Here is a 15,284-nt window from a genome sequence, read left to right as displayed (position 1 = left end):
AACTCATTGCAGCCGCTCCAGCAGGCTCACCGTGGCAAAGCCGTCCGGGGTGACGCCGATGCTGCGCTGATACTGGCGCAGGCCGCGCCGCGTGTTCGGCCCCATGACGCCATCCGGGTCGCCGACATCGAAGCCGCGCGCGTTCAGGGCCTGCTGCAGGTCGCGCACCTGGCTGCGCGACAGCGGCTGCACGTCGCGCGGCCACTCCGCCCGCACGCCCTCGCGACCGGCGATCCTGTCGGCCAGGGTGCCCACCGCCAGGGCATAGCTGGTGGCGTTGTTGTAGCGCAGGATGGCGCGATAGTTGGGCCCCACCAGGAAAGCCGGTCCCCGGGCGCCCGCCGGGGCGATCACCGAAGCCTCGTCGAAGTCGGGCAGGCTGCCGCCATCGACCGCCCTCACGCCCTGCTCCGCCCACTCGCGGCTCGAGCGCCGAGTGGAGAGCTCGGTCTGGGCGTAGTCGAAGCCATCGGGCAGGCGCACCTCCGTCCCCCAGGGCTGGCCGGGCTGCCAGCCGGCCCGCGCCAGGTAGTTGGCGGTGGAGGCCATGACATCGGGGATGCTGCCCCAGATGTCGCGCCGCCCATCGCCGTCGCCATCCACCGCGTAGGTCTCGAAGCTGGAGGGAATGAACTGGGTGTGGCCCATGGCGCCGGCCCAGGAGCCGATCATGCGCTCCGGGGTAATGTCGCCGGCGTCGAGGATGCGCAGCGCGGCCAGCAGTTCACCGCGGGCGAAGTCGCGCCGGCGCCCGTCGAAAGCCAGGGTCGCCAGCGCCTCCACCGTGGAGAAGTCGCCGAAGTTGCCACCGTAGTTGCTCTCGATGCCCCAGATCGCCACCACGACCTCGGCCGGAACCTCGTAGCGCTGCTCCATTCGCCGGGCGGTCTCGCGATGCTCGTCGAGCCGGTCTCGCCCTTCGCTGACCCGAGTCGAGGAGACGGCACTGTCCAGGTATTGCCAGATGGGACGCACGAATTCGGGCTGCGAGCGGTCGAGCTCGATCACGCGGGGGCGATAGCGAACGTCATCCAGCGCACGCGCCAGGGTCGCGTCCCCGACCCCCTCGCCGCGGGCCTGACGGCGAAAGTCGCGCAGCCAGGCCTGGAAGTCCTGGGGGGGACGCTCGGCCTCGCTGGGGGCCAGCTCGGGTGTCGCTGCCTCGCTCGAGGTGGCCTCGGGCTGGCGGTCGTCGGCCGCCACGTCGGCGACCGGGGCGGACTGGCAGCCGGCCAGGAACAATAGCAGTGCAGCAGGGAACAGTGGACGCATCATGAGGGCGTATTCCTTTACTTCGATGGCCATCGATCATCGCCCAGAAGCGGCCGACAGGCCAGCCCTGCAGGGCCAGGGAATCGTCGTATTGTGTAACGCTCCCGTTCCGTCCCGCCAGGCTCACCTGGGATCGTTCTCGCGAGGCTGGTGCACGGCGTTGGCATCCGTTTCCATGCCGCTCTTGAGCTCATGGGTGAGCGGATCGTAGTTGGGGCGCAGCTCGTCCTTGACCGTGCCATGCCACAGCCTGGAGCCGACGAAGTAGCCGGCACGCCCGATCACGTGGGCCGCGACCGGCGCCGTCATCATGATGAACAGGATCACCCCCAGCGCCCTCGCCACCACCGCCACCTCGCCGAAGTGCAGCGCCACCGCCAGCATGATCAGCGACGCCCCGAGCGTGGCCGCCTTGGTGGTGGCATGCATGCGCGTCAGCAGGTCGGGCAGGCGCACCAGGCCGAGCGCGGCGAGGAACATGAAGATGGCCCCGACCAGCAGCAGGCCGCCCTTGAGGATCTCAATCATCGCGCGGCCCTCCGCGTTCCAGGAATCGGGCGAAGCCGATGGCCGCCATGAACGCCATCAGCGCCATGACGATGGCCACGTCCAGCAGGCTCGGCACGTCGGTGGCGATCGCCACCACCCCGATGATGCCGACGATCACCGAGGAGAAGAGCTCCAGCGCCACCACCCGATCCGGCAGGCTGGGGCCGCGGTAGAGGCGCACGAAGGCCAGGCACAGCGCCAGGCTCATGATTACCAGGCTCGACAGGATCACGGTCGACACGGTTCGCCTCCTCGGCTAGTGGAACAGTTCCAGCGCGCGGCGCTCCAGCTCCGCCAGGTTGCGGCGCAGCTCGGCCTCGTCGTCGAGGAACATGGCGTGGATGTAGAGGACCCGGCGGTCGTCGGAGACGTCCAGGCTCAGGGTCCCCGGGGTCAGCGAGATCAGGTTGGCGACCAGCGCGATCTCGAACTCGCTGCGCGCCTTGAGCGGCATGGCGATCACGCCGGGCCTCATGTACCAGGGTGGCGTGACGACGTCGAAGGCGACCTTGAGGTTGGCCAGCAGCAGCTCCTTGAAGAAGAAGCCCACGAAGCGGATCAGCCGCGGCAGGCGCTGGGCGTATCCCGTCAGCGCCGGCACCTGGGGCTGGATCAGCGCCAGCACCAGGTAGCCGAAGGCCAGGCCGGCGAGCAGGTTGCGCCCGCTGAAGTCGCCGGTCAGCACGACCCAGGCGACGCCCAGCAGCAGGTTCCAGGTGGCCCCGATCATGGCGCCTCCTCCCCCAGCGGGCCGAGCACCGCCTCGATGTAGCGCTCGGGCGCGAGCAGCTCTCCCGCCGAGGCCTCGGCCAGGGCATACAGGGGCCCGGCATTCAGCCCGATGAACAGCGTGCACAGCGCCAGGCCCACCGCCGGCAACGACATCAGCCACAGCTCGCGCTGACCGACCGCCGGCCGGGCCTCGGTCTCGTCGCCCTCGGGCGCCGTCTTCCAGAACACTTCGGACCAGATCTTGATCATCGAGTAGAGCGTGAGCAGCCCCACCAGCAGGGCGATGGCGGTGACGCCGTAGGCTTCGGCCTCGATGCCGGCGCGGATCACGATGAACTTGGCGAAGAAGCCCGACAGCGGCGGCATGCCGGCCAGCGACAGCGCCGGGATCAGGAACAGCACGGCGAGCCACGGGTGGCTGCGATAGAGCCCGCCCAGGCGCTTGAGGCGGTAGCTGCCCTGCAGGCGATGGACGATGCCGCTGACCAGGAACAGGTTGGTCTTCACCAGGATGTGGTGGACGATGTAGAACACGCCGCCGACGATGGCGAGCGGCGTGAACAGCGCCAGGCCCAGGATCATGTAGCCGATCTGGCTGACGATGTGGAACGACAGGATGCGACGGAACTCGAACTGGGCCGCCGCTCCCAGCACCCCCGAGAGCATGGTGAGCCCCGCCCCCCACAGCAGGATCTCATGGGTGTAGCCCGGGCTGTGGTGGAAGATCAGCGTGAACACCCGGAACAGCGCGTAGACGCCGACCTTGGTCAGCAACCCGGCGAACAGCGCCGACACCGCCACCGGCGGCGTGTGGTAGGAGGCCGGCAGCCAGAAGAACAGCGGGAAGGCAGCGGCCTTGATGCCGAAGGCGACCATGAACATCATCGCCAGCACGTCGGCCATCCCGGTGTCCTCCAGGCTCGCCAGGCGCCGGGCGATATCGGCCATGTTGAGCGTGCCGACCATGCCGTAGAGCAGCCCCACGGCCACCAGGAAGATCACCGACGACAGCAGGTTGAGGGTGACGTACTTGATCGCTCCCTCCATCTGCGCCTTCTCGCTGCCGAGTATCAGCAGCGCGAAGGAGGCCACCAGCATCACCTCGAACCAGACGTAGAGATTGAAGATGTCGCCGGTGAGGAAGGCGCCCGCCACCCCGGCCAGCAGCAGGTGCATCAGCGGAAAGTAGCCGTAGGCCTCGTGGCCGCGGCCGGTGGTGGCCAGCGAGTAGAGCGCCACGGCGAAGCCGATGATGCCGGTCAGCACCACCATGATCGCGCCGAGCAGATCGGCCACCAGGCTGATGCCGAAGGGGGCCGGCCAGTCGCCCACCTGCAGCACCAGGATGCCCGTGCGGCTGACCGATGCCAGCAGCCACACGCTGGCGACCAGCAGCAGCGCGGTGCCGGCCACGGCGATCACCCGCTGCATCAGCCGCGAGCGCCAGAACAGCAGCGACACGGCTCCCGACAGCAGCGGGATCAGGATGGGCAGCGCGATCTGGAGGTTCACGTGTCGGTATCCCTCATCCGGTCGAGGTCGTCGGCGCGCACGATCTCCCAGGCGCGGCGCACCAGCACCACGGCGAACGACAGCACGCCGAAGGCGATCACGATGGCGGTGAGCACCAGCGCCTGGGGCAGCGGATCGGCCACCGCCCCCTGCGGCGCGGCCAGGCCCTGCGGCACCAGCGGCGGCCCGCCGCGGGTCAGGCCCGCGGAGACGAAGATCAGCAGGTTGGCGGCATTGGAGAGCAGCATCAGGCCGATCACCAGCTTGACGATGGAGCGGCGCAGCATCATGTAGATGGCCGCGGCAAACAGGATGCCGATGGCAACGGCTAGCAGGGGTTCCATGGCGCCTCCTCGTTGTCAGGCATCGTCTTCCCTGTCGGTGTCCACCAGGGCGGTGATCGCGGTCAGCACGGAGCCGAGCACCACGAGATAGACCCCGACGTCGAACAGCAGCGGCGTCGAGGCCTTGAAGTCGAGCAGCGGGATCGTCCACCACTGGGCGGTGAAGAACGGCTCTCCCTGCCACAGGGCCGGCAGGGTCGAGAGCACGCCGAGGGTGAGCCCGAAGCCGATCAGGTCGCGCGGCGAGACCTTGAGCATGGCATGCATGGCCCGCCCGCCGTAGGCGAAGAGATAGAGCGCGAAGGCACCGGACGCCACCAGCCCGGCAATGAAACCGCCACCCGGCTCGTCGTGGCCGCGCAGCAGCAGGAACAGCGAGAACAGCAGCTGCAACGGCAGCAGCAGGCGGGCCGCCACGCTGAGGATCAGGGTACCGGATCTAACCATCGTCATGCTCCCGCGGCAAGCTGCGCCCAACCTCGTGATCGCCGGCGTGGAAGCGCAGCATGGCCAGCACGCCGATGGCCGCCAGCGCCAGCACGAACATCTCGCCCAGGGTATCCAGGGCGCGGAAGTCGACGAGGATGACGTTGACGATGTTGTGGCCGTGGCCCTGCGGCTGGCTGTTGGCGATCAGGTAGTCGGAGATGCGCGGCAGCCGCTCGCCGGCCAGCACTGAGAGCATCAGCAGCGTGATCATCAGCCCGCTCAGCCCCGCCACGACGACGTCGCGGGCGCGCTCGGTGGGCGTCGACAGGGTGGCGAAGCGCGGCAGCCGGAACAGTACCAGCACCAGCAGGATCACCGTCAGGGTCTCGACCAGCAGTTGGGTGATGGCCAGGTCCGGGGCGCTGAACAGGACGAACACCAGGGCGATGGAGAAGCCCATGATGCCCACCGCGGCGACCGCCGCCAGGCGCGAGCGCATCACGCAGGCGGCCACCGCCCCGGCCACCATCAGGCCGGCAACCACGGCCTCGTGCAGGTAGGCCTCGACGGGCACGTCGAGGCTCGGCGCATGGCGGAAGAACAGCGCGTGGCCGACCAGCCCGAGCAGCGTCAGCAGCGTCACGACCAGGTAGTTGCGGATATGGCCGTTCTGCAGCATGCGGGTCTGCCACTCGGCGCCTGCCACCATGCCCGCCATCAGCGCCTCGTAGCCGGCTTCGGGCCCTCGCGCCATGAGCGGCCTGAGGCGGGCCAGACGGGCTCGCAGGCGATCCCAGCGGTGCCACACCGCCAGCCCCAGCACCAGGCTGGCCAACGACAGCAGCAGCGGCAGGTTGATGCCGTGCCAGAGCGACAGGTGCACCTCGTGATCGACGGCACCGAGCCCCGCCACCGTCGCCATCACCAGGTCGTCGAGCCGCCCCGGCGCCAGGCCGAGCAGCAGCGACAGCGCGGCCAGCAGGGCCGGCCCCGCGAGCATGCCCGGCGGGGCCTCGTGGGGCGTGCGCGGGGTACGCCGGAGGGTGCCGAAGAACGGCCGCAGGGCGACGATGGCCGCCACCGCCAGGGTCAGGAAGGACGCCACGAACGCCAGCACGACGACCGGCAGGCGATAGTGTTCGGCGCCCAGCGCCGATTCGAGCATCAGCTCCTTGCCGACGAACCCCAGCAGCGGCGGCATTCCCGCGAGCGACAGCGCGGCAACGGCGGCAACCATGGCGGTGCGCGGCATCACGCGGCGCAGCCCGCCCATGTGGGTGACGTCCTTGGTGCCGGTCTCGTGGTCGAGGATACCGGCGACCATGAACAGCGCGCCCTTGTACAGCGAGTGCGCCAGCAGGAAGGCGACGAAGGCCACCAGCGCCCCCGGGGTGCCGAGCCCCAGCAGCATGGTCAGGGTGCCCAGCGCCATGACCGTCGAGTAGGCCAGCAGCTTCTTGATGTTGGTGTGGTGGATCGCCAGGAAGGCGCCGGTGAGCATGGTGAAGGCCCCCACCAGCGACAGGCTGAGGGTCCAGGCGTCGGTGCCGCCGAGGGCCGGGTGCAGCCGGGCCAGCAGGTAGACACCCGCCTTGACCATGGTCGCCGAATGCAGGTACGCCGAGACCGGCGTCGGCGCGGCCATGGCGCTGGGCAGCCAGAAGTGAAACGGAAACTGGGCCGACTTGGTGAAGGCGCCCACCAGCAGGCACGCCAGCAGCGGCAGGTAGAGGGCGTGGTCGCGCAGCGCATCGCCCCGGGCCGTCAGCTCGGCCAGCGACCAGCTGCCCCCGGCCATGGCCAGCATGACGAAGCCGGCGAGCAGCGCCAGCCCGCCGCCGGCCGTGACGTAGAGGCCCTGCTGCGCCGCCCGGCGCGCCGACAGGTCGCCATGGTTGAAGCCGATCAGCAGGAAGGAGGTGATGCTGGTGAGCTCCCAGAACACGAACAGTGTCACCAGGTTGTCGGCCAGCACCAGGCCGAGCATCGACATCATGAAGGCGGTGAGCACGACCAGAAAGCGCGGCAGGTCGCGATGGCCGCGCAGGTAATCGCCGGTGTAGACCAGCACCAGGCTGCCGATCACCGTGATCAGCATGGCGAACAGCCAGGCCAGGCCATCCAGGTAGAAACTCAGGGTGATGTCGAGCCCCGGTACCCAGGCCCACTCGAGCAGCAGCACCTCGCCCGCTGCGATGGCCGGCCAGCGCGCCAGCAGCCACACCGCCAGGGCGGCCGGGAGCAGCGCCATCACCAGCGGCGTTCGTTCACCGAACCAGCGGTGCAGCAGGGGGGCCATCCCCGCCATCACGAAGCCACCCAGCACGGCCAGCTGCATACGGCGCCCTCCCCCGGTCAATGAACGGAGCCACGCCCAGGCATCGCTCCCATCAGCTCGTCGCATCCACTTTATAGAGACAAGGTATTGAATGGCAAGGAAGGGTAGACGCACCGCTTTGCGTTGGCGTGGCGGGAGGCGGCATGATAGGAGGCGATCGCCCCAGGGACGGGAAACAAACGCTTGATGCTTGCGTCCTCCTGTCCGGCAGGCAAACTATGCCCCTCTCTCCTCACGGACCGCGCAGGATGAGCAAACGATGACACTGTTGTGGATACCCCTGCTACCGCTGCTGGGCATGCTGGTGCCCATGCTCAGCGCGCACCGCGGCCGGCGCTTCTGCACGCTGGCCACTGCCGTGCCACCGGCCCTTGCCCTCATCCTGGCGCTGGCCCACTGGCCACAGCTGGCGGCGAACGAAGCGCTGCGTTTTTCCCTGGAGTGGCTGCCCGCCCTGGGCCTCGACCTGGCCTTCCGGCTGGACGGGCTGTCGCTGCTGTTCAACCTGCTGATCCTCGGCATCGGCCTGCTGATCCTGCTCTATGCGCACTACTACCTTTCGCCCGAGGAGCCCTTCGGCCGCTTCTACGCCTACCTGATCCTGTTCATGGCCTCCATGGTCGGCATCGTCATGGCGGACAACCTGATCCTGCTGTGGCTCTACTGGGAACTGACCAGCATCTCCTCGTTCCTGCTGATCGGCTACTGGTCCCACCAGAGCGAGGCGCGCAAGGGCGCACGCATGGCGCTGACCGTGACCGGCGCCGGCGGCCTCGCCCTGCTCGCCGGCCTGCTGCTGCTGGGCGACATGGCCGGCGGCTTCTCCATGGACCGGGTGCTCGCCAGCGGCGATGCCATCGTCGCCGACCCGCGCTACCCGATCATGCTCGTGCTGGTGCTGCTGGGGGCGTTCACCAAGTCGGCCCAGTTCCCGTTCCAGTTCTGGCTGCCCCACGCCATGGCCGCGCCGACGCCGGTCTCGGCCTACCTGCACTCCGCCACCATGGTCAAGGCGGGTATCTTCCTGATGGCGCGGCTGCACCCGGCCATCGCCGACAGCGCGCTGTGGTCGGTGACGGTCTCCCTGGTAGGGGCCGCCACGCTGCTCTACGGTGCCTGGTTCGCGCTGCTCAAGACCGACCTCAAGGGCATCCTGGCCTTCTCCACCGTCAGCCACCTGGGCCTGATCACCATGCTGCTGGGGATCGGCAGCCCCATGGCCGTGCTCGCCGCGCTGTTCCATATCCTCAACCACGCCGCCTTCAAGGCGGCGCTGTTCATGAGTGCCGGCATCGTCGACCACGAGACCGGCAGCCGTGAGCTCGGCCAGTTGGGCGGGCTGCGCCGCGCCATGCCGGTCACCGCCCTGCTGACCACCCTGGCCGCGGCCGCCATGGCCGGCGTGCCGCTGCTCAACGGCTTCCTCTCCAAGGAGATGTTCTTCACCGAGACCCTGGCCACCCCGGTGCTCGGCGGGCTCAGTTGGCTGCTGCCGGTGCTGGCCACGCTGGGCGGCATTCTCTCGGTCGCCTACTCCCTGCGCCTGGTCCATGCGGTCTTCTTCAAGCGCCCCCGGGCGTCGACGCCGAAGGCGCCCCACGAGCCGCCGCGCCTGATGCGTGCCCCCGTGGAGTTGCTGGTGGTGATCTGCGTGGCGGTGGGGCTGGTCCCGGTACTCGCCGAGGGCATTCTCGTCCCGGCCGTACGCGCCGCGCTGGGCGAGCCGCTCGAGTTCCACCTGGCGATCTGGCACGGGGTCAACCTGCCGCTGATCATGAGCCTGATCGCGCTGGCCGCGGGGGCCGCCGCCTACTGGCGCCATGCCGACCTGCAGCGCTTCGCCCGCAGCTTCCGCCCGGTCGACGCCCGCCTGGTGTTCGAGGCCGCCCTGCAGCGTCTGGCAGATGCCGCCGAAGCCGGCCTGGCCTGGTTCGATGGCGCCTCGCTGCAGCGCTACATGACCTGGCTGCTGCTCGCCACCCTGATCGCCGGCGCGCTGGGGCTCGCGGAAATGACCGGCCTGACCGGGGACAACGGCAACCAGCCCCTCGACGGCATCCTGCTGCTGGGCGCCGGCCTGCTGCTGTTCGGTGGCATCGGCACGGCGGTCACGCATCGCTACCGCCTGGTCTCGCTGCTGCTGCTGTCGGTGGTGGGGCTGGTGGTGTCGCTGACCTTCGCGCGCTTCTCCGCCCCCGACCTGGCGCTGACCCAGCTCTCGGTGGAGGTGGTGACCATGATCCTGCTGATGCTGGCGCTGTTCTTCCTGCCACAGAAGACGCCGCCGGAGTCTTCCAACCGCCGCAGCCTGCGCGACATCGTGCTCGCCGGTTCGCTCGGCCTGGTAGTGGCGAGCCTCAACTACGCCGTGCTGACCCGCGACAACGCCTCCATCTCCGGCTTCTTTGTCGACAACAGCGTTCCCGGCGGCGGCGGCCACAACGTGGTCAACGTCATTCTGGTCGACTTCCGCGGCTTCGATACCCTGGGCGAGATCACCGTGCTGGCCCTGGCGGGGCTGGCCATCTTCAAGCTACTCAATCGCCTGCGCCTGTTCATGCCGCACAGCGACGGCGAGGGGCGCGTGTGGTCGCCGGACCGCTACCCGGCGATCCTCACCTCCATCTCCATGGCGCTGCTGCCGCTGGCCCTGCTGGTCTCGGCCTTCATCTTCCTGCGCGGCCACAACCTGCCCGGCGGCGGCTTCATCGCCGGGCTGATCACCGCCGTGGCGCTGATCCTGCTCTACATGGCGCGCGGGGTGGAGTGGGCGCAGCAGCGGCTCGACTTCCCCTACCAGCCGGTGGCCGTCGCCGGGGTCGGCATCGCCACCCTGACCGGGCTGGGCAGCTGGCTGTTCGGCTACCCCTTCCTGACGTCCGCCTTCGGCTACTTCAGCCTGCCGCTGGTGGGCAAGTTCGAGCTGGCCACGGCGCTGCTCTTCGACCTCGGCGTCTACCTCGCCGTGGTGGGCGCCACCCTGATGATCCTGGCCAACCTGGGCAAGGTCACCACGCCGCACCGTCCGGCCAAGGAGCCCGTCGCGAGCTTCACCGACGCCCCCCCGCGCCCCAGCAAGGAGAACACCTGATGGAAAGCCTCTACGCCATCACCACCGGCGTGCTGACCGCCTGCGGCCTCTACCTGACCCTGCGCGGTCGCACCTTCCCGGTCGTCGTCGGCCTGACCCTGCTCTCCTACGCGGTGAACCTGTTCCTGTTCTCCATGGGCGGGCTGACCACCGACGGCGCGGCCATCGTCGACGGCGGCGGGCCTTACGCCGACCCGCTGCCGCAGGCGCTGGTGCTCACCGCCATCGTCATCGGTTTCGCCATGACCGCCTTCGTCGTGATCCTGGCGATGCGGGCCCGCAGCGAGGTCGGCAACGACCACGTCGACGGGCGCAGCCATGACGAGGAGGAGCGCAGCTGATGGCGCACCTCATCGTCCTGCCCATCGTGCTGCCGCTGGTGGTCGGCATCCTGCTGCTCTATCGTCGCCAGGGCGGCACCCGGCTGAAGCGCCTGGTCGGCGTCGGCAGCACCGCCCTGCTGGTCGTCGTCGGCATCGCCCTGGTCGGCCGGGCCGGCAGCGGCGAGGTAACCTACTATGCGCTGGGCGACTGGCAGCCCCCCTTCGGCATTGTGCTGGTCCTCGATCGCCTGTCGGCGCTGATGGTACTGCTCACCGCCGTGCTGGCGCTGGGCGCCGTGGTCTTCGCCTGCGACGGCGACGACGAGCGCGGCAGCAATTTCCACGGCCTGTTCCAGTGGCAGCTGATGGGCATCAACGGCGCCTTCCTGACCGGCGACCTGTTCAACCTCTTCGTCTTCTTCGAGGTGCTGCTGCTGGCCTCCTACGCCCTGCTGCTGCACGGCGGCGGCAAGGCACGCATCCAGGCCGGGGTGCACTACGTGGTGCTCAACCTGGCCGGCTCCGCGCTGTTCCTGATCGCCGTGGGTGTGCTCTACGGTGCCACCGGCACCCTCAACATGGCCGACATGGCGGCGCGCCTCGCCGAGCTGCCCGCCGAGCGGGCCGGGCTGGTCACCGCCGGCGGGCTGATGCTGCTGGTGGTGTTCGGGCTCAAGGCCGCCATGCTGCCGCTCTACTTCTGGCTGCCGCGCGCCTACGCCGCGGCGCCGGCGCCGGTGGCGGCACTGTTCGCCATCATGACCAAGGTGGGGGTCTATGCCATCCTGCGCGTCTACTCGCTGATCTTCGGCGAGGCGGCGGGACCGCTGGCCGACCTGGAGCAGGTCTGGGTCTGGTGGCTGTCGCTGGCGACCCTGGTCGCGGCCGGCGTCGGCGTGCTGGCGGCGCGCGACCTGCGCCTGCTGGTGGCCTACCTGGTGCTGGTCTCGGTAGGCACGCTGCTCGCCGGCATCGGCATGGGCTCGCCGCGGGCGGTTTCCGCCCTGCTCTACTACCTGATCCACACCACCCTGATCACCGGCGGGCTGTTCCTGCTGGCCGAGCTGATCGGCCAGCAGCGCGGCAAGGCGGGCACCCGCCTGGTTCGGGGCCGCCCGCTGCAGCAGGGCGGCTGGCTTGCCGGGCTGTTCTTCCTCGGCGCCGTCTCGGTGGCCGGCCTGCCGCCTCTCTCGGGCGCCATCGGCAAGGCGCTGCTGCTGGCCGCCGCCGAGGGCGGGCAGCGCCCCTGGCTGTGGCCGACGCTGCTGCTTACCGGGCTGTGTTCGCTGGTGGCGCTGTCGCGCGCCGGCTCCACCCTGTTCTGGCGCAGCCAGGGCGAGCCGGCCGGTGATGCGCTGTCCTGGCGCCGGTGGTTCGGCGTGGCCTGGCTGCTGGCCGCCTCGCCGCTGCTGGTGGTGCTGGCCGGCCCGGTGAGCGACTACACCCGGGCCACCGCCGACCAGCTGGCCGAGCCCCAGCTCATGATCGACGCCCTGCTGCCCACCGCCGGAGACTCCCCATGATCAAGCCTCGCCCCTGGCTGCCGACACCACTGCTGTCGCTGCTGCTGCTCGTGGTCTGGCTGCTGCTGGTGCGCAGCCTCGCCTTCGGCCAGATCTTGCTGGGGACCTTCCTGGCGGTGGCGATTCCGCTGGCGACCCATCGCTTCTGGGACGCCCAGCCGCATATTGCCAAGCCCTGGCTGCTGCTGCGCTTCGTGCTGCGGGTGCTGGGCGACATCCTGATCGCCAACATCGAGGTGGCCTGGCTGATCGTCAACCCGCGCCGCCGCCTGCACCCGCACTTCGTGGAATACCCGCTGATGCTGAAGGATCGCTTCACCATCACGCTGCTGGCCAACACCATCAGCCTGACGCCGGGCACGGTGTCGGCCAACCTGCGCATGGACGGCAAGACGCTGCTGATCCACGCCCTGAACGCCAGGGACGAGGACGCCTTGATCGCCCACATCCGCGAGCGCTACGAGCGGCCGTTGAAGGAGATCTACGAATGCTAGACATCGCGCTGACGATCAGCCTGACGCTGGTGGTCCTGGCCCTGCTGCTGAACGTCTATCGGCTCGCGGTGGGACCGGACATGCCCGACCGCATCCTGGCACTGGACACCATGTACATCAACTCCATCGCGCTGATCGTGCTGATGGGGCTGTGGCTCAACACCAAGACCTACTTCGAGTCGGCGCTGTTGATCGCCATGCTCGGTTTCATCAGCACCGTGGCGGTGTGCAAGTACCTGCTGCGCGGCGACATCATCGAATAGGAGGCCCCATGACCCTGTACGTGATCCTCGAGGGCGTGATCGCCTTCTTCCTCGTCGCCGGCGGCGTCTTCGCCTTCATCGGCTCGCTGGGCATGGCCCACCTGCGCGACTTCTACATGCGCCTGCATGGCCCCACCAAGGCCACCACGCTGGGGATCGGCTGCATGCTGATCGCCTCGATGCTCTATTTCTGGGTCACCCAGGGCAAGCCCGATATCCAGGAGATGCTGATCACGCTGTTCCTGTTCATCACCGCCCCGGTAAGCGCCCACCTGCTGGCCAAGACCGGGCTGCACATGCAGCTCAAGCACATCGACGAGACCGGCGGACGCCCGCCCGAGCTGCGCCCCGAGGAGATCGGCGAGAAGCCCGTGCCCCACCCCGACCGCGGCCACGGCTGAGCCACGGCGCGGCGGGCTACAACCAGCCGCCCAGCTCGTTCTCGGCGATGGCCAGCAGCGCGGCGATATGGTCGTCGCGGTCGTTGAGGCAGGGCACGTAGGTGAAGCGCTCGCCGCCGGCGGCGAGGAAGCTGTCGCGAATCTCCTCGTTGATCTCCTCCAGCGTCTCCACGCAGTCGGAGGCGAACGCCGGGGAGACCACCGCGATGTGCTTCGTGCCCTGGCGCGCCAGCTCGGCGACATGGTCGACGGTCTGCGGCCCGACCCACTCCTCGGGGCCGAACTGCGACTGGAAGGCGGTCTGGATCGCCCCCTCGGGCCAACCGAGGCGTTCACGCAGCAGTCGTGTGGTCTTCTGGCACTGGCAGTGATAGGGGTCGCCCTCGAGCAGGAAGCGCTTGGGCACGCCGTGATACGAGGCCACCAGCACTTCGGGCGGCGTGTCGGCGGCGGCGTACGCCTCGCGCACCGAACTGACCAGCGCCTCGAGGTAGGCCGGATGCTCGAAGTAGGCCGGTACGGTGCGAATGGCCGGCTGCCACTTCAGCTTCATCAGCGCGCGGAAGGCCTGGTCGTTGGCGGTAGCCGTGGTCGGCGAGGCGTACTGGGGGTAGAGCGGGAAGAACAGGATGCGCTCGCAGCCCTCGGCCTGCAGCCGATGCAGCACGCTCTGCGTCGAGGGGTTGCCGTAACGCATGCAGAAGTCGACCCGCACCCGGTCGCCATGGCGCGCCTCGAGGGCCTGCGCCAGCTTGCGGGTCTGCTCGCGAGTGATGGTGAGCAGCGGGCTTTCGTCCTGCTGCGTGTTCCAGATGCTGCGGTAGGCCTCGCCCGACTTGAACGGACGCCGACTGAGGATGACCAGCTGCAGCAGCGGCTGCCATTTCCAGCTCGGGTAGTCGACCACGCGCTTGTCGGACAGGAACTCGTTGAGGTAGCGACGCATCGACCAGTAGTCGGTAGCGTCAGGCGTGCCCAGGTTGGCCAGCACGACGCCCACCTTGGAAGCGGGAACCGAAGGGTGATCAGACGGAGCATGAGCGGGGCGTTCGCGGCCCGACGGCTCCTGCTCGACTTGCGCTGAAGGCATGCACTGCGCTCCTTGCTGAACGACGGAGCGCCTAGTGTATCAGGGCGAAGCCGTGGGCGGGATGAAGCTATACTATCAAGATAATTTGTATAACTTCAGAGCAAGGCAGACAGCGCGGATTCAAAAGACCAGCGGCGTACGTGACGTCAGCGGATCGTGATAATGCGCCTCGCGGCCTATCACCTCGTCCTCGGGTATGTGCTGAACCAGAAAGGCCTGGTGTATGCCCGCGCGCTGCAGCTCGAGGTAGACGTCCTCAAGCGCTCGAAACACGATCGGCTTGCCTCGCCGCGTCAGCATGTGCCGCCGGCCTTCGACGTCTTCGAGCTCCACCTGGTAGCAGCGGCTGCCGGTGTGGGTAATGACACGGATTTCGAAATTGTCGCTGTGCGCGGCAAATTCCTTGAGTTCTTCGAATTGCATGGCTCCCTCCATGTTTCGTCCTATCTCCGTTCTGAGAATATACGATACGGGCACAGCTTGGCTGTGCCCGATATCAATTGCATGACGAAATTCTGACTTCCGTATGACCATGTACCTGGGCAAGGGTTCCGAACACCGTTCGGACGCTACCGGTAGTCGGAGGGATCGATCGCCTTGGCCAGGGAGTTGCGGTCGACCCACTTGCCCGCCTTGGTCTCCTTGTAGCGGAACACCACGCGGTCGCCCACGGCCACGGCCAGTTCGGCGTCCTCGGTCTGGTAGCTGTAGGCCTCGCCGTCGACGACCAGATGGAAGCGGTAGAGGTCGGGCATGCCCAGCCACTCCTTGAAGGGTCCCTCACGCTCCAGCGACTGGAGTTCGCCGCGCGCTTCCAGTTTGGGGGTGCGCTGGCGCTTGCCGCGCCGAAATCCGCCTGCCATGGTCACTCCTCGAAATCGACTGTCGGGGGCTCGGCATTATACGGGGCCGGACGCGAGGCT

17 protein-coding genes are annotated in these 15,284 nt (G+C 68.5%); 6 read left to right on the top strand and 11 right to left on the bottom strand.

Features of this window, described 5'->3' with window-relative positions; genetic code table 11:
- Positions 1-3: 3 nt before the first annotated feature.
- The 8 genes from DIS04_RS08160 to DIS04_RS08125 form a co-directional block, all read right to left on the bottom strand.
- Positions 4-1,275 carry a lytic murein transglycosylase gene (locus DIS04_RS08160; RefSeq protein WP_179951239.1) on the bottom strand — a complete coding sequence of 424 codons (1,272 nt, stop codon included), beginning with the start codon at positions 1,273-1,275 and terminating at the stop codon, positions 4-6.
- Positions 1,276-1,395: 120 nt separating this feature from the next.
- Complete coding sequence (gene mnhG, locus DIS04_RS08155) at positions 1,396-1,800, bottom strand: monovalent cation/H(+) antiporter subunit G (protein WP_111413261.1); 405 nt, start codon at positions 1,798-1,800, stop codon at positions 1,396-1,398.
- Positions 1,793-2,062, bottom strand: coding sequence for an MrpF/PhaF family protein (locus DIS04_RS08150; RefSeq protein ID WP_111413260.1), 270 nt, complete (start codon positions 2,060-2,062; stop codon positions 1,793-1,795). The genes mnhG and DIS04_RS08150 overlap by 8 nt, the downstream gene beginning before the upstream one ends.
- 15 nt (positions 2,063-2,077) lie before the next feature.
- Complete coding sequence (locus tag DIS04_RS08145) at positions 2,078-2,551, bottom strand: Na+/H+ antiporter subunit E (RefSeq protein WP_111413259.1); 474 nt, start codon at positions 2,549-2,551, stop codon at positions 2,078-2,080.
- Positions 2,548-4,065: a Na+/H+ antiporter subunit D gene (locus DIS04_RS08140; RefSeq protein ID WP_111413258.1), complete on the bottom strand. Its 1,518-nt coding sequence runs from the start codon at positions 4,063-4,065 to the stop codon at positions 2,548-2,550. The genes DIS04_RS08145 and DIS04_RS08140 overlap by 4 nt, the downstream gene beginning before the upstream one ends.
- Positions 4,062-4,409, bottom strand: coding sequence for a Na+/H+ antiporter subunit C (locus tag DIS04_RS08135; protein WP_111413257.1), 348 nt, complete (start codon positions 4,407-4,409; stop codon positions 4,062-4,064). The genes DIS04_RS08140 and DIS04_RS08135 overlap by 4 nt, the downstream gene beginning before the upstream one ends.
- Positions 4,410-4,424: 15 nt before the next feature.
- The gene (locus DIS04_RS08130; RefSeq protein ID WP_111413256.1) at positions 4,425-4,856 is read right to left on the bottom strand and encodes a Na+/H+ antiporter subunit B; all 432 of its coding nucleotides are present in this window, start codon (positions 4,854-4,856) and stop codon (positions 4,425-4,427) included.
- Positions 4,849-7,176 (bottom strand): putative monovalent cation/H+ antiporter subunit A, encoded by a 2,328-nt coding sequence (locus tag DIS04_RS08125; RefSeq protein WP_111413255.1) that lies wholly within the window; start codon positions 7,174-7,176, stop codon positions 4,849-4,851. The genes DIS04_RS08130 and DIS04_RS08125 overlap by 8 nt, the downstream gene beginning before the upstream one ends.
- A gap of 259 nt (positions 7,177-7,435) precedes the next feature.
- On the opposite strand from DIS04_RS08125, the gene DIS04_RS08120 reads away from it, so the two are divergent.
- The 6 genes from DIS04_RS08120 to DIS04_RS08095 are packed head-to-tail and all read left to right on the top strand — an operon-like array spanning position 7,436 to position 13,271.
- Positions 7,436-10,267 (top strand): monovalent cation/H+ antiporter subunit A, encoded by a 2,832-nt coding sequence (locus DIS04_RS08120; protein WP_111413254.1) that lies wholly within the window; start codon positions 7,436-7,438, stop codon positions 10,265-10,267.
- The gene (locus DIS04_RS08115; RefSeq protein WP_111413253.1) at positions 10,267-10,608 is read left to right on the top strand and encodes a Na+/H+ antiporter subunit C; all 342 of its coding nucleotides are present in this window, start codon (positions 10,267-10,269) and stop codon (positions 10,606-10,608) included. The genes DIS04_RS08120 and DIS04_RS08115 overlap by 1 nt, the downstream gene beginning before the upstream one ends.
- Entirely contained in the window at positions 10,605-12,113 is a 1,509-nt protein-coding gene (locus tag DIS04_RS08110) for a monovalent cation/H+ antiporter subunit D (RefSeq protein WP_111413252.1), read from the top strand. Before DIS04_RS08115 ends, DIS04_RS08110 begins: the two co-directional genes overlap by 4 nt.
- A complete protein-coding gene (locus tag DIS04_RS08105; protein ID WP_111413251.1) occupies positions 12,110-12,607 on the top strand; it encodes a Na+/H+ antiporter subunit E in 498 nt (165 codons plus the stop codon). Before DIS04_RS08110 ends, DIS04_RS08105 begins: the two co-directional genes overlap by 4 nt.
- Positions 12,601-12,870, top strand: a complete 270-nt coding sequence (locus DIS04_RS08100; protein WP_111413250.1) for a K+/H+ antiporter subunit F — start codon at positions 12,601-12,603, stop codon at positions 12,868-12,870. Before DIS04_RS08105 ends, DIS04_RS08100 begins: the two co-directional genes overlap by 7 nt.
- An 8-nt stretch (positions 12,871-12,878) precedes the next feature.
- Positions 12,879-13,271, top strand: coding sequence for a Na+/H+ antiporter subunit G (locus tag DIS04_RS08095; protein ID WP_179951238.1), 393 nt, complete (start codon positions 12,879-12,881; stop codon positions 13,269-13,271).
- Between the two features lie 16 nt (positions 13,272-13,287).
- Here the strand turns inward: DIS04_RS08095 and hemH are convergent, their stop codons facing one another.
- The 3 genes from hemH to DIS04_RS08080 form a co-directional block, all read right to left on the bottom strand.
- Positions 13,288-14,361: a ferrochelatase gene (hemH, locus tag DIS04_RS08090; protein ID WP_111413249.1), complete on the bottom strand. Its 1,074-nt coding sequence runs from the start codon at positions 14,359-14,361 to the stop codon at positions 13,288-13,290.
- A 120-nt stretch (positions 14,362-14,481) separates the two neighbouring features.
- A complete protein-coding gene (locus tag DIS04_RS08085; RefSeq protein ID WP_111413248.1) occupies positions 14,482-14,784 on the bottom strand; it encodes a DUF6482 family protein in 303 nt (100 codons plus the stop codon).
- Between the two features lie 146 nt (positions 14,785-14,930).
- On the bottom strand, positions 14,931-15,224 hold the full coding sequence (locus DIS04_RS08080; protein WP_111413247.1) for a hypothetical protein: 294 nt from the start codon (positions 15,222-15,224) through the stop codon (positions 14,931-14,933).
- Positions 15,225-15,284: the final 60 nt, after the last annotated feature.

This window comes from Billgrantia lactosivorans, assembly GCF_003254665.1.
Classification (GTDB): Bacteria; Pseudomonadota; Gammaproteobacteria; order Pseudomonadales; family Halomonadaceae; genus Halomonas; species Halomonas lactosivorans.
Note: the sequence above shows the minus strand (reverse complement) of the source record. Positions and strands in the feature narration are given on the sequence as shown.